Below are 22,341 nucleotides of genomic sequence, written 5' to 3'. Positions count from 1 at the left end.
ATGAATGATCAGAGCGATTCTTCGGTGCGCAGGGTCAGAACTTCATGACCATCGGCGGTGACGAGGATCATGTGTTCCCACTGGGCAGACAGGCGGCGGTCAACGGTTTCAACGGTCCAGCCATCCTTTTTGGACAGTTTGACGTGGCGCTTGCCGGCGTTGATCATCGGTTCGATGGTGAAGATCATGCCTTCGCGCAGCTCAACGCCGGTGCCCGGGCGACCATAGTGCAGTACCTGGGGGTCTTCGTGAAACTCCAGACCGATGCCGTGGCCGCAGTACTCGCGTACCACTGAATAGTGATTGGCTTCGGCATGCTGCTGGATCACATGGCCGATATCACCCAGGTGCGCGCCGGGTTTGACCAGGGCGATGGCCTTGTACATGCATTCCTGGGTGATTTCAGCCAGGCGCTCGACATGGGGGGCAATCTTGCCGACCGGGAACATCTTGCTGGTGTCGCCGTGGTAACCGTCCTTGATGACGGTGATGTCGATATTGATGCTGTCGCCGTTCTTCAACGCCTTGTCATTGGGGATACCGTGGCAGACCACCTGATTGACGGAAGTGCAGATCGATTTGGGAAAACCGTGGTAGTTTAGCGGTGCCGGAATGGCTTTCTGTTCATTGACGATATAGTCGTGACAGATCTGGTTCAGTTCGTTGGTGGTGACGCCGGGTTTTACGAACGGCTCGATCATCTCCAGCACTTCGGCGGCCAGACGGCCGGCAATGCGCATTTTTTCGATGTCTTCGGGTGTCTTGATGCTGATAGTCATGGCGTCTCGTCGTGATGCTTCATTCATGTGTTGCCGGCAATGCTCGCTTGCGGCCAAGTACTGGGATTGTAGCGAAATATGCTCCCCGAGCGAAAGCCGCGCTTCAAAAACGACCTCCGCTATGGTATAAATCCGCCTCCCTAAAAGCGCCCTAGCTTTGGGGAATATCGCCACACACGTATCGACACAGTTTCCAGGGTGCCGCTCGCGGTTGGATGCTGGGATACGTGGAGGTTTAACCCATTAAAATTCAGGAAGTTTTTATCAGATGGCAAAAGTCACTATGCGTGACCTGCTTAAGGCAGGCGTTCACTTTGGTCACCAGTCTCGCTACTGGAACCCGAAAATGTCCAAGTTCATTTTCGGCGCACGCAATAAAATTCATATCATTAACCTCGAGCACACCCTGCCTGCCCTGAATGGCGCGCTGGATGTGGTTAAAGGTATGGCTACCAACAAGAACAAGATCCTGTTCGTTGGTACCAAACGTGCAGCTAGCAAGATCGTCCAGGAAGAAGCCAGCCGTGCAGGCATGCCGTATGTCAACCATCGCTGGTTGGGTGGCATGCTGACTAACTACAAGACCATTCGTCAGTCCATCCGTCGTCTGCGCGACCTGGAAGCCCAGTCTGCTGACGGCACCTTCGCCAAGCTGACCAAGAAAGAAGCGCTGATGCGTCAGCGCGAAATGGAAAAGCTGGAACGTTCCATTGGCGGTATCAAGGAAATGGGCGGCCTGCCGGACGCACTGTTCGTGATCGACGTTGATCACGAGCGTATTGCTGTCAACGAAGCCAACAAACTGGGTATCCCGGTTATCGGTATTGTTGATACCAACAGCAACCCGGACGGCATTGATTATGTCATCCCGGGCAACGATGACGCTCTGCGTGCCATTCAGATCTACGCCAAGGCTGCAGCTGATGCTTGCGTCGAAGGTGCTGAACAGGGCGGTGCTAAAAACGAATTCGTTGAAGTAGAAGAGTCGGCTGGCGAGTAATCGCCTGTCGAGCAGACTGAATAGTCTCTTCGTACTTGCATAAGGGGGGCTCTGCTCCCCTTTTTTGAATTTGAATCAATGCGTTAATACGTGAATAGATGGGGAAAAACGACATGGCTAACTTCTCTGCTGCGCTGGTCAAGGAACTGCGCGAGCGTACCGGCCTGGGCATGATGGAGTGCAAAAAAGCACTGGCTGAAGCGAACGGCGACATCGAGCTTGCGATCGAAGATATGCGCAAAGCGTCCGGTATGAAGGCTGCCAAGAAAGCTAGCCGTACAGCTGCTGATGGCGTTGTTGCCGTTAAAGTGGCCGACGATAACAGCTACGCTGTTGCTATCGAAGTTAACTCTGAAACTGACTTCGCTGCGCGCGATGCCGGTTTCCTGGCGTTTGTCGACAAGGTTCTGACACAGGCTTTCGCCTCCAAGCAGACCGACGTTGCTGCGCTGATGGTCGGCGAACTGGATGCCGCCCGTGAAGCTCTGGTACAGAAAATCGGCGAGAACATCTCTGTTCGTCGCGTGATTCTGGTTGAAGGCAACACTGTTGGTTTCTACGTTCACAGCACCAACAAGCTGGCGGCACTGGTTGCCCTGAGCGGTGGTGAAGCTGAACTGGCCAAGGATATCGCCATGCACGTAACTGCGGTCAACCCGCAGGTTGTCAGCAAGGACGACATGCCGGCTGAAGTGGTTGCCAAAGAGAAGGAAATCATTCTGGCCCAGCCGGACATGGCCAGCAAGCCGGCAGAAATCGCCGAGAAGATGGTTGTGGGCCGTATCGCCAAGTTCCTGGCTGAAAACAGCCTGGTTGAGCAGGCGTTCGTCAAGAACCCTGAGCAGAAAGTCGGCGACCTGGTTAAGCAGGCGGGTTGTGAAGTGCTGTCTTTTGTCCGCATTGAAGTGGGTGAAGGCATCGAAGTCGAAAAAACCGACTTCGCCGCTGAAGTTGCAGCTCAGCTGAAAGGCTGATCGCAATTCGTGATACAGATTGCGCCTTGCTGGCGCAATCTTCCTCCTTGCTACACTGACCTGATCTCGTTTGAGCGGAGACTTCTAGATGCCTGCCAGTGACAGACACTCCAGATATAAACGTATTCTCCTCAAGTTGAGCGGCGAAGCCCTGATGGGCGACGATAATTTCGGTATTGATCCCAAAGTGCTGAACCGCATGGCGCTTGAAATCGGCCAGCTGGTCGGTATAGGCGTGCAGGTTGGTATGGTTATCGGCGGGGGCAACCTGTTTCGTGGTGCGGCGCTGAGTGCAGCCGGCATGGACAGGGTGACCGGAGATCATATGGGCATGCTGGCCACAGTGATGAACGCGCTGGCAATGCGCGATGCGCTGGAGCGCAGCAATATCGATACCCGTGTCATGTCTGCCATTCCCATGAGCGGAGTTGTGGATCACTATGACCGCCGCAATGCGATGCGCTACCTGAATCAGGGCGATGTCGTGATCTTTGCCGCCGGTACCGGCAACCCCTTCTTCACGACCGATTCTGCAGCCTGTCTGCGGGGCATCGAGGTGGAAGCGGATGTGGTGCTCAAGGCGACCAAGGTGGACGGCGTCTATACCGCAGATCCCATGAAAGATCCGAAGGCCAAACGCTACGTACATCTCAATTATGACGAAGCGATCGAGAAGCAGCTCGGCGTAATGGATCTGACGGCCATTTGTCTGACTCGCGACCATCAGATGCCGGTACGGGTGTTCAACATGAACAAACCCGGTGCACTGGTCAATCTGGTTGTGGGTGGTGATGAAGGCACCCTGATAGACGGCGCTGAAGGAGTAGGAGAAAAATATGCTGAATGAAATAGTTAAAGACGCAGAAGTACGCATGGCCAAGAGCATCGAGTCTCTGGTTGATCACTTCAAACGCATTCGTACCGGGCGTGCTCATCCGAGCATTCTGGATTCGCTGACCATCAGTTATTACGGCAGCGATGTACCTATCACCCAGGTGGCCAACGTGAGTGTGGAAGATTCCCGCACTCTGGCAATCAATCCCTGGGAAAAACAGATGGTCAGCGTGATCGAAAAAGCGATCATGAAATCCGATCTGGGGCTTAACCCGTCCACCAATGGCGATACCATCCGCCTGCCGATGCCGGCGCTGACCGAGGAGACCCGCAAGGGCTATATCCGTCAGGCGCGTCAGGAAGCGGAGAACGGCCGTGTATCGATTCGCAACGTACGGCGTGATGCCAACGGCACGATCAAGGACCTGCTCAAGGACAAGGAGGTCTCTGAGGACGAAGGTCGTCGTGCCGAAGACCAGGTGCAGAAACTCACGGACAAGTACGTGGCTGAAGTAGACAAGCTGCTTGAGCAGAAAGAAACGGACTTGATGGAAATCTGATGACCGTCGGGGCGCCCGGTGCCTGGGTGTCGGGTGCCCCGCGTATTGTCTTATGTCGGTGAATAATATTTCCAATAATACTTTGGGCACGGAATTGCCACGTCATATTGCCATCATCATGGATGGCAATAACCGTTGGGCCAAAGCCCGTCGTCTGCCAGGTCTTGCGGGCCACCGTGCGGGTGTCGAAAGTGTGCGACAGGTGATCGAGGGCTGTATCGAGCAGGGCGTGGAATCGCTTACCCTGTTTGCATTCAGCAGCGAGAACTGGCGCCGCCCCGCGCTTGAGGTCAAAGGGCTGATGGAGCTGTTCATGCGTGCGCTCGAGCGTGAGGCGCGCAAGCTGGAAAAGAACGGCATTCGTCTGCACATTATTGGCGATCGCAGCCGTTTCAGTGCTTCCTTGCAGCGCAAGATGGAAGAAGTTGAAACGCTCACGGCCGGCAACACTACCCTCAATCTGAATATCGCTGCCAATTATGGCGGGCGCTGGGATATTACCCAGGCCGCTGCTGCGATTGCCCGCGACTGCGTTGCCGGAACTCTGGACCCGGATGCGGTGGATGAGGCGCTGTTCGATGGCTACTGCATGCTGTCGGATCAGCCTAAGCCTGACCTGTGCATACGTACGGCGGGGGAGCAGCGGATCAGCAACTTCCTGATCTGGCAATTGGCCTATACCGAACTTTATTTTGCTGACTGTTTCTGGCCTGATTTTGGCAAACACGAGTTGAACGCGGCCATCAGGGACTATTGCGGCCGTCAGCGCCGCTTTGGCAAGACCAGTGAACAGATAGAGGCGGAACGCGGTGCTTAAACAGCGACTAATTACGGCATTGGTGCTGGCGCCGATGACCCTGGCGGGCGTGTTTCTGCTGCCTCTGCCGGGTTTTGAACTCTTTGTGGCCGCGGCCATGCTGCTGGGGGCCTGGGAGTGGAGTCAGCTGGCTGGCTTTGAGCGCCTGGCATCCCGCCTGACATTCAGCGGTGGTCTGGGTGTGCTGCTCGGGCTCTGTATTGTTATCAAGCCCTGGGTGCCGGTGCAGCTGTTGATGCTGCTCAGCGTGCTCTTCTGGCTGCTGGCGCTCTCCTGGGTGGTGAGCTACCCGGGTGTTAGTGTCTGGCATGCCCGCAGTAGTCGTCTGGCTATCGGTTATCTGGTGCTGATCAGCAGCTGGTTTGCGCTGGTGGAACTCAAGCGGCTCGATCAGGGTGGCGTACTTATCCTGTTGTTGCTGCTGCTGGTGTGGGCGTCGGACATCGGTGCCTATATCAGCGGCAAGGCCTGGGGGCACAACAAGCTGGCGCCCAATGTCAGCCCCGGCAAGACCCGCGAGGGGCTTTGGGGCGGCTTGCTGTGCTGCGTACTGGTTGGTGCGGTTTATGGGCTGGCGCGTGAACTCCCACTGCTGCAGCTGGTCTATCTCGTCGTGCTGTCCCTGTGCACCGGTCTTGCGTCTGTGCTGGGTGATCTGTTCGAGAGCATGCTCAAGCGTCATCAGGGCATCAAGGACAGTGGTTGCATGTTGCCAGGGCACGGTGGTGTACTGGATCGAATCGACAGCCTGACGGCCGCCGCTCCCGTATTCGTGCTCGGGATCTGGTTGATTGCCTGACGCCAGCGTGGAGTTGTGATGAGTATTCTGCATACCCTGCTAGCCACCCTGGTCACCCTGGGGCTGCTGGTCACCATTCATGAGTGGGGGCACTTCTGGGTCGCCCGGCGCTGTGGCGTCAAGGTGCTGCGTTTTTCCGTAGGCTTTGGCAAACCGCTCTGGTCCCGGCGTGATCGCCAGGGCACAGAGTATGTGGTGGCTGCTATACCGCTGGGTGGCTACGTGCGCATGCTCGACGAACGCGAAGAGGCTGTTCCCGAAGCCCTGCGCTCCCAGGCTTTCAACAACAAGCCGCTGTGGGCGCGCAGTGCCATAGTGGCGGCCGGCCCGGTGGTTAACTTGCTGTTTGCCGTGCTGGCCTACTGGGCCATGTACGTTATAGGTGTGAGTACAGTGGCGCCGGTGATCGGCCAGGTTCTGCCGGGTACGCCCGCCTACGAGGCCGGTGTTGAATCCGGTGGAGAAGTGGTGGGGCTCGATAGCAACGACCTGCATTCCTGGGAGGAGCTGAATCTGCGTCTGGCGTCCCATATCGGTGATAGCCGGACCCTGTCCCTGCGCGTACGCTATGACGATGCCGCTACGCCGGTAACCTATCCGGTGCGGCTGGATGCCTGGCAGGTCGATGTTGAACGCGAGAGTCCGCTGCGTGCGCTGGGCCTGCGGCCTTACCAGCCTCCAGTGCCGGCCATTCTCGGCCAGCTGCTGGAGGGCGGTCAGGCGGCGGCTGCGGGTTTGCAAACTGGCGATCAGGTACTGAGCATTGATGGAGACGCCATCGACGACTGGATGACACTGGTTGAGCGGGTGCGCGCCAGTGCCGGTCAGACACTGCAGCTGGTGGTGGAACGCAGTGGCGGTCGGCTCGATATCGCGCTGACGCCGGAAGTGCGCGACAGCGAGGCTGGTCCCATCGGTTATATAGGTGCGGGCGTACAGGCGATCAGCTGGCCGGCGGAAATGGAACGCACACTGAGATATGGGCCTGTTGATGCGCTGGGTGTGGCGGTTGCCAAGACCGGGCAAATGATAGGTTTAACCCTCGAATCCATCTGGAAAATGCTCGAGGGTGTGATATCGGTAAAAAACTTGAGCGGCCCGATCACCATTGCTAAAGTGGCTGGGGCTTCGGCGGCGTCCGGACTCGAGTCCTTTGTCAGTTTTCTGGCATATCTGAGTATTAGTCTTGGGGTGTTGAACCTGCTCCCTATCCCGATGCTGGATGGTGGGCACCTGTTTTACTACGGGCTTGAGGCACTGCGCGGCAGGCCCGTTAGCGAACGGGTGCAGATGTTCGGGCTCAGGATCGGTATGGCTTTATTGTTTTCCCTGATGGCAGTTGCAATCGTTAATGACCTGATGCGGCTGTAGAAATGGCATGGTTGCCTGTTTTTTTGACGGAATAAGAAGTAGTTCATGAAACTCAGATTCGGACTTCTTTTCTCCCTGATATGTTGGGGGAGTCTGGCGCACGCCGCCATTGCACCTTTTACCGTAACCGATATCCGCCTGGAAGGGCTGCAGCGGATTGAGCCCGGGAACGTATTTCGCAACTTCCCGATAGCCACCGGTGACCTGGTATCGCAGTACGACCTTACGCGGGCATCCCGGCAGCTGTTCAGCTCCGGCTATTTTGATGATGTCGAGCTGCTGCGCGATGGCGATGTGCTGGTACTGCGGCTGAAAGAACGCCCGTCGGTAAGCCTGATCCGCCTTGAGGGTAACAAGGTACTCAAGGAAAAGGATTTGCTCGAGGGTCTGAAGCAGAGCGGTCTGCAGGAAGGCGAAGTTTTCAAGCGTGCGGCGCTTGATCGCATTCAGCTGGACCTGCAGCGTCTCTATGTGGCCCAGGGCCGCTACGGCGCTGCCGTCTCCGCGGAAGTCGAGACGCTGCCGGGCAACCGGGTGGCGCTGAATATCGATATTCGCGAAGGCGAAGTCGCCACCATTCAGCACATCAATGTGGTCGGCAACAGCGTGTTTGACGATGCAGAGCTGGAGCAGCTGTTCGAGCTGAAGCTGCCCAGTTTCTGGAGCTTCATCACGGATGACGATCGCTATTCGCGCGAGAAGCTGTCGGGCGATATCGAACGCCTGCGGTCCTGGTATCTTGATCGCGGCTACATCAATTTCGCTGTCGACTCGACCCAGGTCAGCATTTCCCCCGACAAGAAACACGTCTACATCACGGTTAACGTCACTGAAGGTGAGCAGTACCGGGTGCGCAATGTCGATCTTGCCGGCACCATGGCGGTGCCACGGGAAGAGCTCGAAGCTGAACTGCAGGTTGAATCCGAACAGGTCTTTTCACGTCAGCGCATGACTGACTCCCAGGAGCGCCTGGTGCGCAAGCTGGGTGACAACGGTTACATGTTCGCCAACGTCAGCCCCGTGCCTACCCTGCATGAGGAGGACAACACTGTCTCGCTGCGTTACTTTATCGAGCCGGGTCAGCGTACCTATGTGCGCCGTATCCTGATCAAGGGCAACACGACCACCGCCGATGAAGTGGTACGTCAGCAGCTGACCCAGATGGAAGCGGGTATTGCCTCTGCCGAGAAAATCGAGAAATCCAAAGAGCGGCTGTCCCGTACCGGCTATTTCAAGTCGGTTGATGTGCAGACGCGTCCGGTGCCGGGCACCAATGATCAGGTGGACGTGGAATACACCGTCGCCGAGCAGCCATCGGGTCAGTTTACCGCCGCAGTCGGTTTCTCCCAGAGCGACGGCATTATCCTGCAGCTGGGTGTGCAGCAGGACAACTTCTTTGGCAGCGGCAAGAAGGTGGGCTTTAACCTGTCCAACAGCTCGACCCTGACCGAATACAGCTTCAATTACACGGATCCGTTCTACACCGTTGATGGCGTCAGCCGTGGTTTCGATGTGTTCTACCGCGAACGCGACTTTGACGAGAACGATGTCAGTAGCTACACCACCGATGAATACGGTGCCGGTGTGAACTTCGGTTACCCGATCGATGACTATCAGCGCCTGAGCTTCGGTGCTGGCTTTGAGTCCATCAGCATTAACACCTTTAGCTCCACGGCACCGGAAATTATTACGTTCATTGATGAGGAAGGGGACGATACCTATCTGAGCTGGCTGCTCAAAGCGTCCTGGGCGGATAATCACCTCAATCGCGGCATCTTCCCGACCAGCGGCTACTCCCAGAGCCTGTCGCTTGAAGCGGCGGTGCCGGGCAGTGACCTGACGTACATTAAGGGCCTGTACCGCAGTGAACTCTTCGAGCCGCTGAACAGTGTCGAGACCTGGGTGCTGGGTGCCGGCGGGCGTATCGGTTATGCCGACAGCCTGGGCGGTAATGCCTATCCGTTCTTCAAGAACTACTACGCCGGCGGTCTGAAAACCGTGCGGGGTTACAAGAACAACTCCCTGGGGCCGCGTGACTCCAGCACCGATGCAGACCCCTTCGGCGGTAACGTCCTGATGGTGGGCTCGCTGGAGCTGATCTTCCCGACGCCCTTTATCAGCGATCAGTCGGGCTGGCGCACCCTGGCATTCATGGATGCCGGTAACGTCTTCACCACGGATTGCCTGACAGGCGCGACCAACTGCACCGAGGGTGTCGACCTTGGCGATATTCGCTACTCGGTGGGTGTGGGTCTGAGCTGGCTGACGCCGGTAGGGCCGCTGTCGGTTGCACTGGCGGTGCCGCTGAATGATAAGGATGGCGATGATACTGAAATCTTCCAGTTTGCCCTCGGGCAGACCTTTTAAGGATCTATGATGAACGCAATTCGTGGCATGCTGCTGGTACTGGTTGCCGTGTTTTCGCTGCAGGCAGCGGCGGAATCCATTGCTGTACTGAGTGTTGAAGAGGCTTTGCTGAAATCCAAGGCGGCCACCACTTTCCGGGAAGGTCTCAAGCGCGAGCTGGCCTCCGAGGAAAAGCAGGTTGTTGAGATGGAGAAGCAGGCGAAGGGGCTGCAAGACAAGCTGCGCAAAAATCAGGGGCTGCAGTCCAGCGATGATGCCAAGCAGCTCGCACTGCAGTTTCAGAAGGCCTACGGCCAGTACCAGAAGATGGGGCAGGAGCTGCAGCAGAAAAGGGCCGAACGCGAGCGCGATTTTCTGCAGGAAATGCGTCCCAAGCTGGACCAAATTATTCGTGACCTGATCAAGCAAAAGGGTTTTGATGTTGTGCTGGCCAAGCAGGCGACGGTGTTTATCCGCACTGAGCTGGATATCACGCCCCTGGTCATTGAACAGCTGAATAAGCTCTAGGCCCCTATGGCGGCGACTCGAACTATCAGGCTTAAGGATATCGCCGATCTGATCGGCGGCGAGGTGAAGGGTGACCCGGACTACCGGGTTTCCGGCCTCGCGACCCTGCAATCAGCTGGCCCAGGCCAGCTTTCGTTTTTTGCCAATGGCCGTTACCTGTCACAGCTGCGTGCAAGCCTGGCCGGCGCTGTGCTGGTGCGTGCCGGGCATCTTGAGTCAGTACCTAATGCGGCCATTCTGGTGGATGACCCCTATCTGGCCTATGCCCGTGTGAGTCAGTTGTTTGACTGGCGCAGCGAGGTACTGCCGGGCGTTCATCCCACGGCGGTAGTGGCGGCGGACGTGCAGCTGGACCCCGGCGCCGAGATCGGCGCCCAGGCAGTGATTGGTGCAGGCTCTGTAGTCGCTGCGGGTGCCTTCATCGGGCCCCATGCGGTGATCGGCACCTCCTGTCACATCGGGGAAAACAGCCGCGTCGAGGCCGGTGTGGTGCTGTATGATGGCGTCACGCTGGGGGCGCGCTGCATTGTGCATTCCGGCGCGGTGCTGGGGGCTGATGGTTTTGGTTTTGCTTCCGACTCTGGCCGCTGGGTGAAAATATGTCAGCTGGGCGGCGTCACTGTCGGTGATGATGTCGAAATCGGTGCTGGCACGACCATCGATAGGGGCGCGCTGGACGACACCTTTATTGGCGACGGTGTGAAACTGGACAACCAGATTCAGATCGCTCACAACGTGCACATAGGTGCGGGTACGGCTATTGCCGGCTGTACCGCTGTTGCCGGAAGCACTAAAATCGGCGAGCGCTGCACTATAGCGGGCCTGTCGGGTATTACCGGTCACCTGACAATTGCCGCCGGTACTCATATCACCGCCATGTCGCTGGTGAGCAAGTCTATTTCCGAGCCTGGCGCCTACTCGTCAGGTACGGGGCTGCAACCGCATAAGAGCTGGAAGCGCAATGTAGTGCGTTTCAAGCAGCTGGATGAACTCGCCCGGCGTGTTGCGAAACTTGAACAGACAATCGAGCTTAATTCTATTGAAGGTCATAAAGAATGATGATGGACGTTAAGGAAATCCGGGAGTATCTGCCTCACCGATACCCTTTTCTGCTGGTTGACAGGGTACTTGAGCTGGAAGTGGGTGAGTCCATCGTCGCGATCAAGAACGTTACGGTTAACGAACCGTTCTTCAACGGCCATTTCCCTGATCATCCGGTCATGCCGGGTGTGCTGATCGTCGAGGCGATGGCGCAGGCGGCGGGCATCCTGGGTTTCAAAACCATGGACAAGAAACCCCAGGACGGTTCAATCTATTACTTCGTTGGCGCTGACGACCTGCGCTTCAAACGCCCCGTGGTGCCCGGTGACCAGCTGCGTCTGGAAGCCCGCAAACTGTCCGAGCGCCGTGGCATCTGGAAATTTGCCGTACGTGCCTCCGTCGACGGCGATACCGTCAGCTCCGCAACCATTCTGTGTGCAGATAGAAAGGTGTAACCCTTGATCGACTCCCACGCCATTGTTGATGCCAGTGCCAAGATTGCGTCCGACGTGGAGATCGGGCCCTGGAGCATTATCGGACCCGACGTAGAAATCGGTGAAGGTACGGTTATAGGCCCCCATGTGGTGGTCCGAGGCCCGTCCCGGATCGGGCGGCATAATCGTATCTTCCAGTTCGCCTCCATTGGCGAGGAGTGCCAGGACAAGAAGTACGCCGGTGAGCCGACGCGGCTCGAAGTGGGCGATCACAATATCTTCCGCGAAGGCGTGACCGTGCACCGTGGCACGGTGCAGGATCAGAGCCTGACCCGCATCGGCAGTCATAACCTGTTCATGGCCAACACCCATGTGGCCCATGACTGTATGGTGGGCGATCATGTGATCCTGGCCAACAATGCCGCGCTGGCAGGCCATGTGCATGTAGGTGATCACGCCATTCTGGGCGGCTTTACCGCGGTGCATCAGTTCTGCCATATCGGCGCCCATGTGATGTGCGGTGCCGGCAGTGTGGTACTCAAGGATATTCCGGCCTATGTCATGGCCACCGGCAATACGGCGACGCCGCACGGTATCAATACCGAAGGTCTGCGCCGCCGGGGTTATTCGCCCGAGGCGTTGCGCACCCTGCGTCAGGCCTACAAGGTGGTCTATCGTCAGCGTCTGACGCTGGAGCAGGCACTGGAACAGCTTGAGCAGATGCGTAGCGACTGCCCGGAACTGCAATTGCTGATTGATTCGCTGCAGGCTTCGACCCGCGGCATCATCCGGTAGCGGCCGGTGTCGCAGTCACTGCGTATCGGCATTGTTGCCGGGGAGGCCTCGGGGGACATTCTGGGGGCCGGTCTGATAGAGGCGCTGCGTCGGCGCTTTCCCGATCTTGAAGTCGAAGGTATCGGCGGTGATCTGATGATCGCCGCAGGCTGCCGTTCGCTCTATCCACTGGAGCGCCTGTCGGTGATGGGGCTGGTCGAGGTGCTCGGTCGGCTGCCTGAACTGATGGGCATTCGCCGTAACCTGCGCCAGCACTTCACCGCTACACGTCCGCATCTCTTTATCGGTATTGATGCGCCGGACTTTACCCTGAACCTGGAAGGCGCGCTGCGCAGCGCAGGCATCCCCACGGTGCATTATGTCAGTCCGTCGGTCTGGGCCTGGCGTCGCAAGCGTGTGTTCAAGATTCTGCAGACCACGAATCTGATGCTGACGCTGTTTCCGTTTGAGGCGCGTTTTTATCAGGAAAATGGGCAGCGTGTCAGTTTTGTCGGCCATCCGCTGGCCAGTCAGATCCCGCTGCAGCCCGATACCGCCGAGGCGCGCGGGCAGCTCGGCCTGGCGGTTGGGGATGAGGTCGTGGCATTGCTGCCCGGCAGTCGTGGCGGCGAGCTGAAGTACCTGGCACGGCCGTTTCTGGAAACGGCTCGCTGGCTCAGGCAGCGCCGGCCGCAGTTGCGCTTTGTGCTGCCGGCGGCGAACGAAACCCGTCTGCAGACACTGCGCGAACTCATTGATACTGAGTTTTCCGACCTGCAGGTCGAGTTGTATCTGAAGCAGTCCCGCACGCTGATGCAGGCCGCCGATGTCATTCTGATCGCCTCCGGCACCGCGACTCTGGAAGCCATGCTGTTGAAAAAGCCCATGGTGGTGGCCTATCGCATGGCCGGGCTGACGCACCGCATACTGTCACGGCTAATCAAGAGCCGCTTTATTTCCTTGCCCAACCTGCTGGCCGATGCACCGCTGGTGCCTGAGGTGCTGCAGGATGAGGTGCGTCCCGAGGTGCTGGGGCCGCTGTTGTTGCAGCAGCTGGAAGATCCGGCCCATGCGGCCATGCTGCGTGAGCGTTTCGCCGAGATACACGAAACGCTCAACTGTGATGCCGATGAGCGCGCCGCCGAAGCGATTGTGCAGCTGCTCGCCGACAGGTCACTGTAAATGCAACTGCAGGAATTTGATTTTTTCGGCGCAGAGCAGGGTGCCGGCAAACGGGTAGCCGGCGTCGACGAGGTCGGTCGCGGGCCCCTGGTCGGCAATGTAGTGGCTGCTGCGGTGATTCTGGACCCGACACGTCCTATAGCGGGTCTGGCGGATTCCAAGGCGCTGAGCGAGAAGAGGCGTTTGGCGCTGTTCAGCGAAATCTGCGACAAGGCGCTAGCCTGGTGTGTGGCCTCGGCGAGTCCGGCCGAAATTGATGAACTGAATATTCTGCATGCCACCATGCTGGCGATGCAGCGCGCAGTGGCAGGGCTATCCGTTCAGCCCGATTTCGCCCTGATCGACGGCAATCGCTGCCCGCCGCTGGCCTGTCCGAGCGAGGCCGTTATAAAGGGTGATGCCAAAGTGCCGGCGATCAGTGCCGCCTCGATCATTGCCAAGGTGGTGCGTGATCAGGAGATGGCCGACCTGCACCGCCTGCATCCCGACTATGGCTTTGCGCAACACAAGGGATACCCGACGCCGGCCCATCTGGCCGCACTGCGCCGTCTGGGACCCCTGCCTGAATATCGCCGCAGTTTTCGCCCGGTGCGAGCACTGCTGCAACCCGGAGACTGAGTACCCATGGCGACACCCCAATTCGTTCACCTGCGTCTGCATACCGAATACTCCCTGGTCGATGGACTGGTGCGGGTCAAGGAAGCGGTCGCGGCGGCCAAGGCTGCCGGCATGCCGGCGGTGGCGGTGACCGATCAGAGCAACCTCTTTGCCACCATCAAGTTTTACAAGGCTGCGCTGAACGCCGGTATCAAGCCCATCTGTGGCGTCGATGTGCACGTCATGAACGAGTTGGATCCCGCTGGCGAGCCCCATCGCATGACGCTGCTGGTGCGCAACGGCAAAGGCTATCGCAACCTGATGGAGCTGGTGTCCCAGGCCTATGCCGAAGGTCAGAATATCGTCGGTGAAAAGGCGATTCTGAAGAAGGCCTGGATCCGCGAGCGTTCAGAGGGTCTGATCGCGCTGTCCGGCGGGCGCCTGGGAGAAGTGGGCCGGGCCATGCAGTCGGACAAGGTATCGCCCATTGCAGTGCTGCGCGAATGGATGGAGGTTTTCCCGGGTAACTATTATCTGGAAGTTCAGCGCACGGGGCGCCAGGGAGAGGAAGACCTGGTGCATGCCAGTGTCGCCATGGCCCACGAAACCGGTTGCCCGCTGGTCGCCACCAATGAGGTGATGTTCCTCACGGCAGAGGATTTTGACGCCCACGAGGCGCGTGTCTGCATCAACCTCAGCCGCACCCTGGATGACTCCAGGCGGCCGCGGGATTACAGCGATCAACAGTATTTCCGCTCGGCGGCGGAAATGCACGAACTCTTCGCCGATATTCCGGAGGCGCTAGCCAACAGTGTCGAGATCGCCCGGCGCTGCAATATCGAGATTGAGCTTGGCACTTACTATCTGCCACGCTTTCCGGTGCCCGAAGGCATGCTGATGGATGACTACTTCCGTCAGGTCAGCTTCGATGGCCTGGAAGAGCGTCTGAAGATCCTGCTCGATCGTACGGACCCGGACTACGATGCCAAGCGTCAGCTGTATATCGACCGGCTCGAGTTCGAGCTCGAAATCATCATCCAGATGGGTTTCCCCGGCTACTTCCTGATCGTGATGGACTTCATCAAGTGGGGCAAGGAGAACGGCGTGCCGGTCGGGCCTGGGCGTGGTTCGGGTGCCGGCTCCCTGGTGGCCTATGCGCAGAAGATTACCGATCTGGATCCGCTGGAGTATGACCTGCTGTTCGAGCGCTTCCTGAACCCGGAACGTGTTTCCATGCCCGACTTCGATATCGACTTCTGCATGGACAACCGCGACAAGGTGATCGACTATGTGGCTCGCACCTATGGTCGCGACGCGGTCTCCCAGATCATCACTTTCGGTACCATGGCGGCCAAGGCGGTGGTGCGCGATGTTGCCCGTGTACAGGGCAAGCCCTTTGGTCTGGCGGACCGGCTGTCCAAGCTGATCCCGTTTGAGGTCGGCATGACCCTCGGCAAGGCCTGGGAGCAGGAATCCCAGCTGCGCGAATTCGTGGAATCCAGCGAAGAAGCGCAGGAAATCATGGAGATGGCCTACAAGCTGGAAGGGGTGACCCGCGGTGTCGGCAAACATGCCGGCGGCGTGGTGATTGCGCCGACCAAGCTGACGGACTTCGCCGCCACCTACTGCGACGAGGCGGGCGAGGGCCTGGTAACCCAGTTCGACAAGAACGATGTCGAGGAAGCCGGGCTGGTGAAGTTCGACTTCCTGGGTCTGCGGACCCTGACCATCATCGACTGGGCGCTGAAAACGATCAATAACATCCGCGTACCCGCCGGCGAAGAGCCGCTGGATATATCGCTGATTGATCTGGAAGACAAAACCACCTTCGACCTGCTGCAGAGCGCCGAAACCACGGCGGTGTTCCAGCTGGAGTCCAGCGGCATGAAGGACCTGGTCCGGCGCCTCAAGCCCAGCCGCTTCGAGGATATAGTCGCCCTGGTGGCGCTGTTCCGGCCAGGGCCGCTGCAGTCGGGCATGGTGGACGACTTTATCAACCGCAAGCACGGCCGCGCCGAAATGGCCTGGCCGCACCCGGATTACCAGCTCGACAGCCTGCAGCCCGTGCTGGAACCGACCTACGGCATCATCCTGTACCAGGAACAGGTCATGCAGATCGCCCAGGTCATGGCGGGCTATACGCTTGGCGGCGCCGACATGCTGCGTCGTGCCATGGGCAAGAAGAAACCCGAGGAAATGGCCAAGCAGCGTGCCATCTTTCTGGAGGGCTGTGAGCAGCAGGGCATCGACCGCGACCTGTCGGGCAATATCTTCGACCTGGTGGAAAAGTTCGCCGGCTACGGCTTCAACAAGTCCCACTCCGCTGCCTATGCACTGGTGTCCTACCAGACGGCCTGGCTCAAGGCGCATTACCCGGCGCCCTTTATGGCGGCGGTTATTTCCTCCGATATGCAGAACACCGACAAGGTGGTCATCTTTATCGAAGAGTGCCGCAACATGGGGCAGGCCCCCACGGTGCCGGATGTAAACAGCAGTGAATACATGTTTACCGTCAACCCGGCCGGGGAAATTGTCTATGGCCTGGGTGCCGTCAAGGGGGTGGGTGAAGGCCCCATCGATGCCATAGTGCAGGCGCGCAAGGATGGTCAGGGCAATTTCAGCGATATCTTCGATTTCTGCCAGCGTGTAGGCGCGCGCAAGCTCAACAAGCGCGTGATGGAAGCGCTGGTACGCTCCGGTGCCCTGGATCGCCTGGGCGCCAGTCGCGCCGTGCTGTTCGAGGCCATCCCCGATGCCCTCAAGGCGGCGGATCAGAGCGCGCGCAATCAGGATGCCGGCATGTTCGACCTGTTCGGTGAGATGCCGGTGGAAGAGTCCCGCGATCCCTACGCCGACTACAGCCGCGTACGTGAATGGACCGACAAGGAGCGCCTGACCGGCGAAAAGGACACCCTGGGGCTTTATCTGACCGGCCACCCCATTGATGAGTACCAGAAGGAACTGAGCCACTTTATCAGCAAGAAAATTTCCGAGGTGCAGCCGGCCCGGGGGCGTCAGCAGAAGATGGCAGGTCTGGTGGTGGACCTGCGACTGAAGAAAACCAAGAAGGGCGACTCGCTCTGTTTTGTTACCCTGGATGATCGCAGTGCGCGCATCGATGTGACCCTGTACGGCGAGGCCTACGAGCTGGCCCGCAGCAAGCTGAACAAGGATGCGGTGCTGATCATGGAAGGCGAAGTGCTGCAGGATGACTACAACGGGGGGCTCAAGGTCAAGGGCAGCCGGGTGATGGATATCAGTGAAGCCCGGGCGCAGTACGCCCGCTGTCTGGAAATCAGTGGTGACAGCCAGAGCCTGGGTGGCCGCCGGCTGCGCGAACTGGTCGAGGTGCTGAAGAGTCACCGCGGCAATGGCAGCATGGCGGTGACGCTGCGCTACAGGCGGCCTGACGCCGAGGCCTGCCTGACCTTCGGTGACAGCTGGAAGGTACAGGCCAGTGATGACCTGGTACTCAAGCTGCTGGACCGCTTTGGCGCAGGCGCGGTGGCACTGCGCTACTAATAACCTAGCGCACAAATAGGTTCCCTCCCTATTTGTGCATCACGCCATAACTCTTTAGCCTGAAAGAATGGGCGCAAGTGCATGGGCTTGCTGGCCTTCTTGGGGGTGAAGAGATGGCGTTCGCATTGGCCTGCGGCCAATGTTGAAGCATCCCTGCTTCATGCATTAACCCTCCGGGTTAATAATGCGGGCACGCCAGCGGCGTAATGTGCGGGTGGTTATCGCAGGACTCTACGGGTAGAATTGCCCGTTTGTTGTTGTTCAAGAATGATCTTCAAGTAACCGAATTGCAGAGCGGAAGCAGACGCGAATGAACCCGAATTACCTCGAATTCGAACAGCCCATTGCTGAACTGGAAGCGAAGATCGAAGAGCTGCGTCATGTCGGCGACGACAGCGACATCAACCTGTCGGAAGAGCTTGGCAAACTGAAGGAGAAAAGTCGCAATCTGACCGCGTCCATCTTCTCCAACCTGTCCGCCTGGCAGGTTTCGCAGCTGGCGCGCCACCCCAAGCGCCCCTATACCCTCGATTATGTACGTCACCTTTTCGAAGACTTCGATGAAATTCACGGCGACCGGCATTTTTCCGATGACGCCGCCATCGTGGGTGGTATCGCCCGGCTGGACGGCAAACCCGTCGTCGTGATCGGTCATCAGAAGGGTCGCGAGACCAAGGAAAAGATTCGTCGCAACTTCGGCATGCCGCGGCCGGAAGGTTACCGCAAGGCGCTGCGTATCATGGAGATGGGTGAGCGCTTCAAGATGCCGGTGCTGACCTTTATCGACACCCCGGGTGCCTATCCCGGTATCGATGCCGAAGAGCGCGGCCAGTCCGAGGCCATCGCTTTCAACCTGGCGAAGATGTCCTGCCTGAAAACGCCGATTATCTCCACCGTTGTGGGTGAGGGCGGTTCCGGCGGCGCCCTGGCGATCGGTGTCTGCGACAAGCTGCTGATGCTGCAGTATTCCACCTACTCGGTTATTTCCCCGGAGGGCTGTGCCTCCATCCTGTGGAAAAGCGCCGAGCGCGCGGCCGATGCGGCCAAGGCCATGGGGATTACCTCCAGTCGTCTGCATGAGCTGGGTCTGGTGGATCAGGTGGTCAGCGAACCGCTGGGCGGCGCGCACCGTGATCCTGCCCTGACGGCGGCGAATCTGAAGCTGGAGCTGCTGACGGCACTGGAAAAATTTGAAGCCCTGCCGATCGAAGAGCTGCTGGAACGTCGCTACGAGCGTCTGATGTCCTATGGCCTTAGCTGATCGTATCTGAGGCGCGGTGATGCCAGTCGATGCATTGCTGCAGACGTTTGAGCGACAACTGGCTGAACAGCATCATGTGCGGCGCTGGCTGATTGCCTATAGCGGTGGTCTGGATTCCCGGGTGCTGGTCGAACTGGCTGCCCGGGTGCTGGATCGGACCTGCCTCCTGCTGCTTCACGTCAATCATCAGCTGCAGCCCGCGTCCGATGCCTGGGCTGCGCACTGTGTGGCCCAGGCGAAGTCGCTGGGGCTGGCGATTCAGGTGCTGAATGTAACGCCTGACTCGGCCTCCGAGGCGGATGCGCGCGAAGCCCGATATGCGGCTTTCGTTCGGCAGCTTCGCCCGGGTGATCTGCTGCTGCAGGGTCATCACAGCGATGATCAGGCTGAAACGCTGTTGCTGCGGCTCATGCGCGGTGCCGGCCCAAAAGGCCTGGCCGGCATGCCTCGTCAGCGTGCCATTGGTCCGGCCCGGCTGCTACGCCCGCTGCTGGATCTGACTCGCGCTGAGCTGGAACTCTGGGCCCGGGAGCAAGGTTTACGCTGGGTGGACGATCCATCCAACAGTGCGATCGATTATGACCGCAATTTTATCCGCCACCGCGTTATGGCGCCGCTGATTGAGCGCTGGCCGGGGGTGCAGGCACGCATGGGTCTGAGCGCGGGGCTGCTGGATGAAAGCGCGGGGCTGCTGGATGAGCTGGCACGGGATGATCTCGATGCCTGCCGGGGGCCCCAGGGTGGCTTGAGGGGGACGGCGCTGAGTGCCCTGTCGCCGCCGCGCCAGCGCAACCTGCTGCGCCACTGGCTGACCGACTGTAGCGGGGTAGCCGTTAATGCGCCCCTGCTGGCGAGTATCGAGCAGGAAGTGCTGCGCGCAGGTCAGGACAGGCAGCCGCAACTGCGTATAGGTTCCTACACTTTGCGGCGTTATCGCGGTGACCTGTTCCTGCTGGCGCAGCCCCAGGCGGCCAGCGCTGAAATGCTGGCGCAGATCAGGCTTGTGCCGGGTGATATAGCATTGCAGCACGGGCATCTGTCGATTGTTGCGGCTCTGGCTGAAGAGCGCGTCACCCCTGAATGCAAAGGGCGGCACGCGTCTGTCCTGGGTACGCTGGAGGGGGTGGCCGTGCGCTACAGGCGTGAAGGTGAGCGCTGTCGACCCGCGGGGCGCAGCGGCTCCCATCCGCTGAAAAAACTGTTTCAAGAGTATCGGGTGCTGCCCTGGCTGCGCGACACCTGGCCCCTGCTGGTGTGTGGTGATGAGATCGTCGCCGTGCCAGGCCTCTGGGTGTGTGAAGGCTGGCAGGCTGAGCCCGGAAACAAGGGCTATCTTGCTGGCTGGCATCCCGCCCTGGGTGCTGCACTGCGTTGATAGCCGGCCCATTCGTGATTCGGGATAACGTGGTTTGATAGAGCGTTTGGGGTTAGAGCTTCGGTACCTGAGAGGCACGAGATCTGTGTCCGGCTGCAGTTGTGGGCAAGGTTCCGATTGTCTGCAAGGGGGGCTTTTGCTATCCTGTAGCCCCATCTCGAGCTCGTTATTTTCCCGCATTTTTTCAACCTTCGACCATACAGGTTTTGCATGACGCGTTACATTTTCGTCACCGGTGGTGTTGTGTCCTCGCTGGGCAAAGGCATTGCATCCGCTTCCTTGGCCGCCATTCTTGAGGCCCGAGGTGTGAAAGTCACCATGCTCAAGCTGGATCCGTACATTAACGTGGATCCGGGAACCATGAGCCCGTTTCAGCATGGTGAGGTGTTCGTGACGGAAGATGGCGCCGAAACTGACCTGGATCTGGGTCACTACGAGCGCTTTATTCGTACCACCATGGGGCGTCGCAACAACTTTACTACCGGCCGTGTATATCAGCACGTGCTGCTCAAGGAGCGCCGCGGCGACTATCTGGGCGGTACCGTTCAGGTAATCCCGCACATTACCGACGAGATAAAACGTCGCGTAATCGAAGGTGCCGGTGATGCGGATGTAGCCCTGGTTGAAATCGGTGGCACCGTGGGTGACATTGAATCCCTGCCCTTCCTTGAAGCTGTGCGTCAGCTGAAGGCGGAACTGGGCTTCTCCCGTGCGCTCTTCATGCACCTGACCCTGGTGCCCTACATTGCCACGGCCGGCGAAACCAAGACCAAGCCGACACAGCACTCGGTGAAAGAGCTGCGCTCCATCGGTATTCAGCCGGACATTCTGGTGTGCCGCTCCGAGAAGGAGCTGCCGGTTTCGTCCCGCCGCAAGCTGTCCATGTTTACCAACGTGGAAGAGCGCGCCGTTATTTCCCTGCCGGATGCCAAAACCATCTACAGCATTCCGCGCATGCTCAAGGATCAGAACCTCGACGATATCGTCGTTGAACGCTTCCACCTGGATTGCCCGCCGGCAGATCTGAGCGAGTGGGATCAGGTGGCCGATGCCCACCTGAACCCCGAAGGTGAAGTCACCATCGCCATGGTCGGCAAGTACATGGAGCTGCTGGATGCCTACAAGTCGCTGATCGAGTCCATCTCTCACGCTGGCATCAAGGTTCGCAAGAAGGTCAATATTCGCTATATCGATTCTGAAACCGTTGAGCAGGAAGGGGTTGATGTCCTCAAGGGCGTGAGTGCGATCCTGGTGCCGGGCGGTTTTGGTGAGCGTGGCGTGGAAGGCAAGATCAAGGCTGTGCAGTATGCCCGCGAGAACAAGGTACCCTATCTGGGAATCTGTCTGGGCATGCAGGTTGCGGTGATTGAATATGCCCGCAATGTGGCGGGTCTCGTCGGCGCCAACTCCACCGAATTTGAACCCACGAGCGCGCATCCGGTAATTGGTCTTATCACCGAGTGGACGACGTCCGAGGGCGATGTCGAAGTACGTGACGAAAGCACGGATCTGGGTGGCACCATGCGCTTGGGTGCCCAGGAGTGCCAGCTGCTGGAAGGCTCCAATGTGGCCCGCGCCTATGACTCGATCCGTATTGTCGAGCGTCACCGTCATCGTTATGAAGTGAACAACAACTATGTTACCCAGCTGGAAGAGGCGGGGCTGTGCATCTCCGGCCGTTCCGCCGATGGCGAACTGGTGGAAGTGGTTGAAGTGCCGGATCACCCCTGGTTTGTTGCCTGCCAGTTCCATCCGGAATTTACTTCGTCACCCCGCGATGGTCACGGTCTTTTTAGCGGCTTTATTCAGGCTGCACTGGCCCAGCAGGCCAAGTAACGGTTTTCAGGATACATAATAAGCGAGGAGTTTGATCCAAATGGCACAGATTGCAGATATCAAGGCGCGCGAAGTACTGGATTCACGCGGCAACCCGACGGTTGAAGCTGACGTCATTCTGGCGTCCGGCGTCATAGGCAGTGCCTGCGCACCGTCCGGCGCCTCCACAGGGTCGCGCGAAGCGCTGGAACTGCGTGACGGCGACAAGTCCCGCTACCTGGGCAAGGGTGTTCTCAAGGCCGTTGCTGCCATCAAGGGTCCTATCCGTGAAGCCCTGCTGGGTCAGGATGTTACCGATCAGCGCACGCTGG

Annotated in this window: 19 protein-coding genes and 1 pseudogene; 19 read left to right on the top strand and 1 reads right to left on the bottom strand. The window is 58.7% G+C overall.

Translation table 11 applies throughout. From position 1 onward, the window contains the following. Positions 1–8: 8 nt before the first annotated feature. Positions 9–779 carry a type I methionyl aminopeptidase gene (map, locus tag MRS74_RS22055; protein ID WP_254582446.1) on the bottom strand — a complete coding sequence of 257 codons (771 nt, stop codon included), beginning with the start codon at positions 777–779 and terminating at the stop codon, positions 9–11. A gap of 268 nt (positions 780–1,047) precedes the next feature. Here map and rpsB point away from each other — a divergent pair, with 268 nt between their 5' ends. The 19 genes and pseudogenes from rpsB to eno form a co-directional block, all read left to right on the top strand. Then, positions 1,048–1,779, top strand: coding sequence for a 30S ribosomal protein S2 (gene rpsB, locus MRS74_RS22050; RefSeq protein ID WP_254582445.1), 732 nt, complete (start codon positions 1,048–1,050; stop codon positions 1,777–1,779). A 113-nt stretch (positions 1,780–1,892) separates the two neighbouring features. After that, entirely contained in the window at positions 1,893–2,753 is an 861-nt protein-coding gene (gene tsf, locus MRS74_RS22045) for a translation elongation factor Ts (protein ID WP_254582444.1), read from the top strand. Positions 2,754–2,841: 88 nt separating this feature from the next. After that, entirely contained in the window at positions 2,842–3,600 is a 759-nt protein-coding gene (gene pyrH / locus MRS74_RS22040) for a UMP kinase (RefSeq protein WP_254582443.1), read from the top strand. Next, complete coding sequence (gene frr / locus MRS74_RS22035; protein ID WP_254582442.1) at positions 3,590–4,147, top strand: ribosome recycling factor; 558 nt, start codon at positions 3,590–3,592, stop codon at positions 4,145–4,147. Before pyrH ends, frr begins: the two co-directional genes overlap by 11 nt. A gap of 52 nt (positions 4,148–4,199) precedes the next feature. Further along, on the top strand, positions 4,200–4,964 hold the full coding sequence (gene uppS / locus MRS74_RS22030) for a polyprenyl diphosphate synthase (RefSeq protein ID WP_254582441.1): 765 nt from the start codon (positions 4,200–4,202) through the stop codon (positions 4,962–4,964). Continuing rightward, entirely contained in the window at positions 4,957–5,763 is an 807-nt protein-coding gene (locus MRS74_RS22025; protein WP_254582440.1) for a phosphatidate cytidylyltransferase, read from the top strand. The genes uppS and MRS74_RS22025 overlap by 8 nt, the downstream gene beginning before the upstream one ends. An 18-nt stretch (positions 5,764–5,781) precedes the next feature. Then, positions 5,782–7,134: a sigma E protease regulator RseP gene (gene rseP, locus MRS74_RS22020; RefSeq protein WP_254582439.1), complete on the top strand. Its 1,353-nt coding sequence runs from the start codon at positions 5,782–5,784 to the stop codon at positions 7,132–7,134. A 45-nt stretch (positions 7,135–7,179) separates the two neighbouring features. Beyond that, the gene (gene bamA, locus MRS74_RS22015; protein ID WP_254582438.1) at positions 7,180–9,501 is read left to right on the top strand and encodes an outer membrane protein assembly factor BamA; all 2,322 of its coding nucleotides are present in this window, start codon (positions 7,180–7,182) and stop codon (positions 9,499–9,501) included. 9 nt (positions 9,502–9,510) lie between these two features. Continuing rightward, a complete protein-coding gene (locus MRS74_RS22010; RefSeq protein ID WP_254582437.1) occupies positions 9,511–10,008 on the top strand; it encodes an OmpH/Skp family outer membrane protein in 498 nt (165 codons plus the stop codon). A 6-nt stretch (positions 10,009–10,014) separates the two neighbouring features. Next, the gene (gene lpxD, locus MRS74_RS22005) at positions 10,015–11,067 is read left to right on the top strand and encodes a UDP-3-O-(3-hydroxymyristoyl)glucosamine N-acyltransferase (RefSeq protein WP_254582436.1); all 1,053 of its coding nucleotides are present in this window, start codon (positions 10,015–10,017) and stop codon (positions 11,065–11,067) included. Then, the gene (gene fabZ / locus MRS74_RS22000) at positions 11,064–11,504 is read left to right on the top strand and encodes a 3-hydroxyacyl-ACP dehydratase FabZ (RefSeq protein ID WP_254582435.1); all 441 of its coding nucleotides are present in this window, start codon (positions 11,064–11,066) and stop codon (positions 11,502–11,504) included. Before lpxD ends, fabZ begins: the two co-directional genes overlap by 4 nt. Before the next feature lie 3 nt (positions 11,505–11,507). After that, the gene (gene lpxA, locus MRS74_RS21995) at positions 11,508–12,278 is read left to right on the top strand and encodes an acyl-ACP--UDP-N-acetylglucosamine O-acyltransferase (RefSeq protein WP_254582434.1); all 771 of its coding nucleotides are present in this window, start codon (positions 11,508–11,510) and stop codon (positions 12,276–12,278) included. A 6-nt stretch (positions 12,279–12,284) separates the two neighbouring features. Beyond that, positions 12,285–13,439 (top strand): lipid-A-disaccharide synthase, encoded by a 1,155-nt coding sequence (gene lpxB, locus MRS74_RS21990; RefSeq protein WP_254582433.1) that lies wholly within the window; start codon positions 12,285–12,287, stop codon positions 13,437–13,439. Next, entirely contained in the window at positions 13,440–14,057 is a 618-nt protein-coding gene (gene rnhB / locus MRS74_RS21985) for a ribonuclease HII (RefSeq protein ID WP_254582432.1), read from the top strand. Positions 14,058–14,063: 6 nt separating this feature from the next. Beyond that, positions 14,064–17,558, top strand: coding sequence for a DNA polymerase III subunit alpha (gene dnaE / locus MRS74_RS21980; RefSeq protein ID WP_254582431.1), 3,495 nt, complete (start codon positions 14,064–14,066; stop codon positions 17,556–17,558). 310 nt (positions 17,559–17,868) lie between these two features. Continuing rightward, positions 17,869–18,819: an acetyl-CoA carboxylase carboxyl transferase subunit alpha gene (accA, locus tag MRS74_RS21975; RefSeq protein ID WP_254582430.1), complete on the top strand. Its 951-nt coding sequence runs from the start codon at positions 17,869–17,871 to the stop codon at positions 18,817–18,819. A 19-nt stretch (positions 18,820–18,838) separates the two neighbouring features. Further along, the gene (tilS, locus tag MRS74_RS21970; RefSeq protein WP_254582429.1) at positions 18,839–20,194 is read left to right on the top strand and encodes a tRNA lysidine(34) synthetase TilS; all 1,356 of its coding nucleotides are present in this window, start codon (positions 18,839–18,841) and stop codon (positions 20,192–20,194) included. A 210-nt stretch (positions 20,195–20,404) separates the two neighbouring features. Then, positions 20,405–22,030, top strand: coding sequence for a CTP synthase (pyrG, locus tag MRS74_RS21965; RefSeq protein ID WP_254582428.1), 1,626 nt, complete (start codon positions 20,405–20,407; stop codon positions 22,028–22,030). Between the two features lie 40 nt (positions 22,031–22,070). Next, a pseudogene (gene eno / locus MRS74_RS21960) lies at positions 22,071–22,341 on the top strand (phosphopyruvate hydratase); the annotation flags it as partial.

Source organism: Marinobacterium sedimentorum, from assembly GCF_024267675.1.
Classification (GTDB): Bacteria; Pseudomonadota; Gammaproteobacteria; order Pseudomonadales; family Balneatricaceae; genus Marinobacterium_A; species Marinobacterium_A sedimentorum.
Note: the sequence above shows the minus strand (reverse complement) of the source record. Positions and strands in the feature narration are given on the sequence as shown.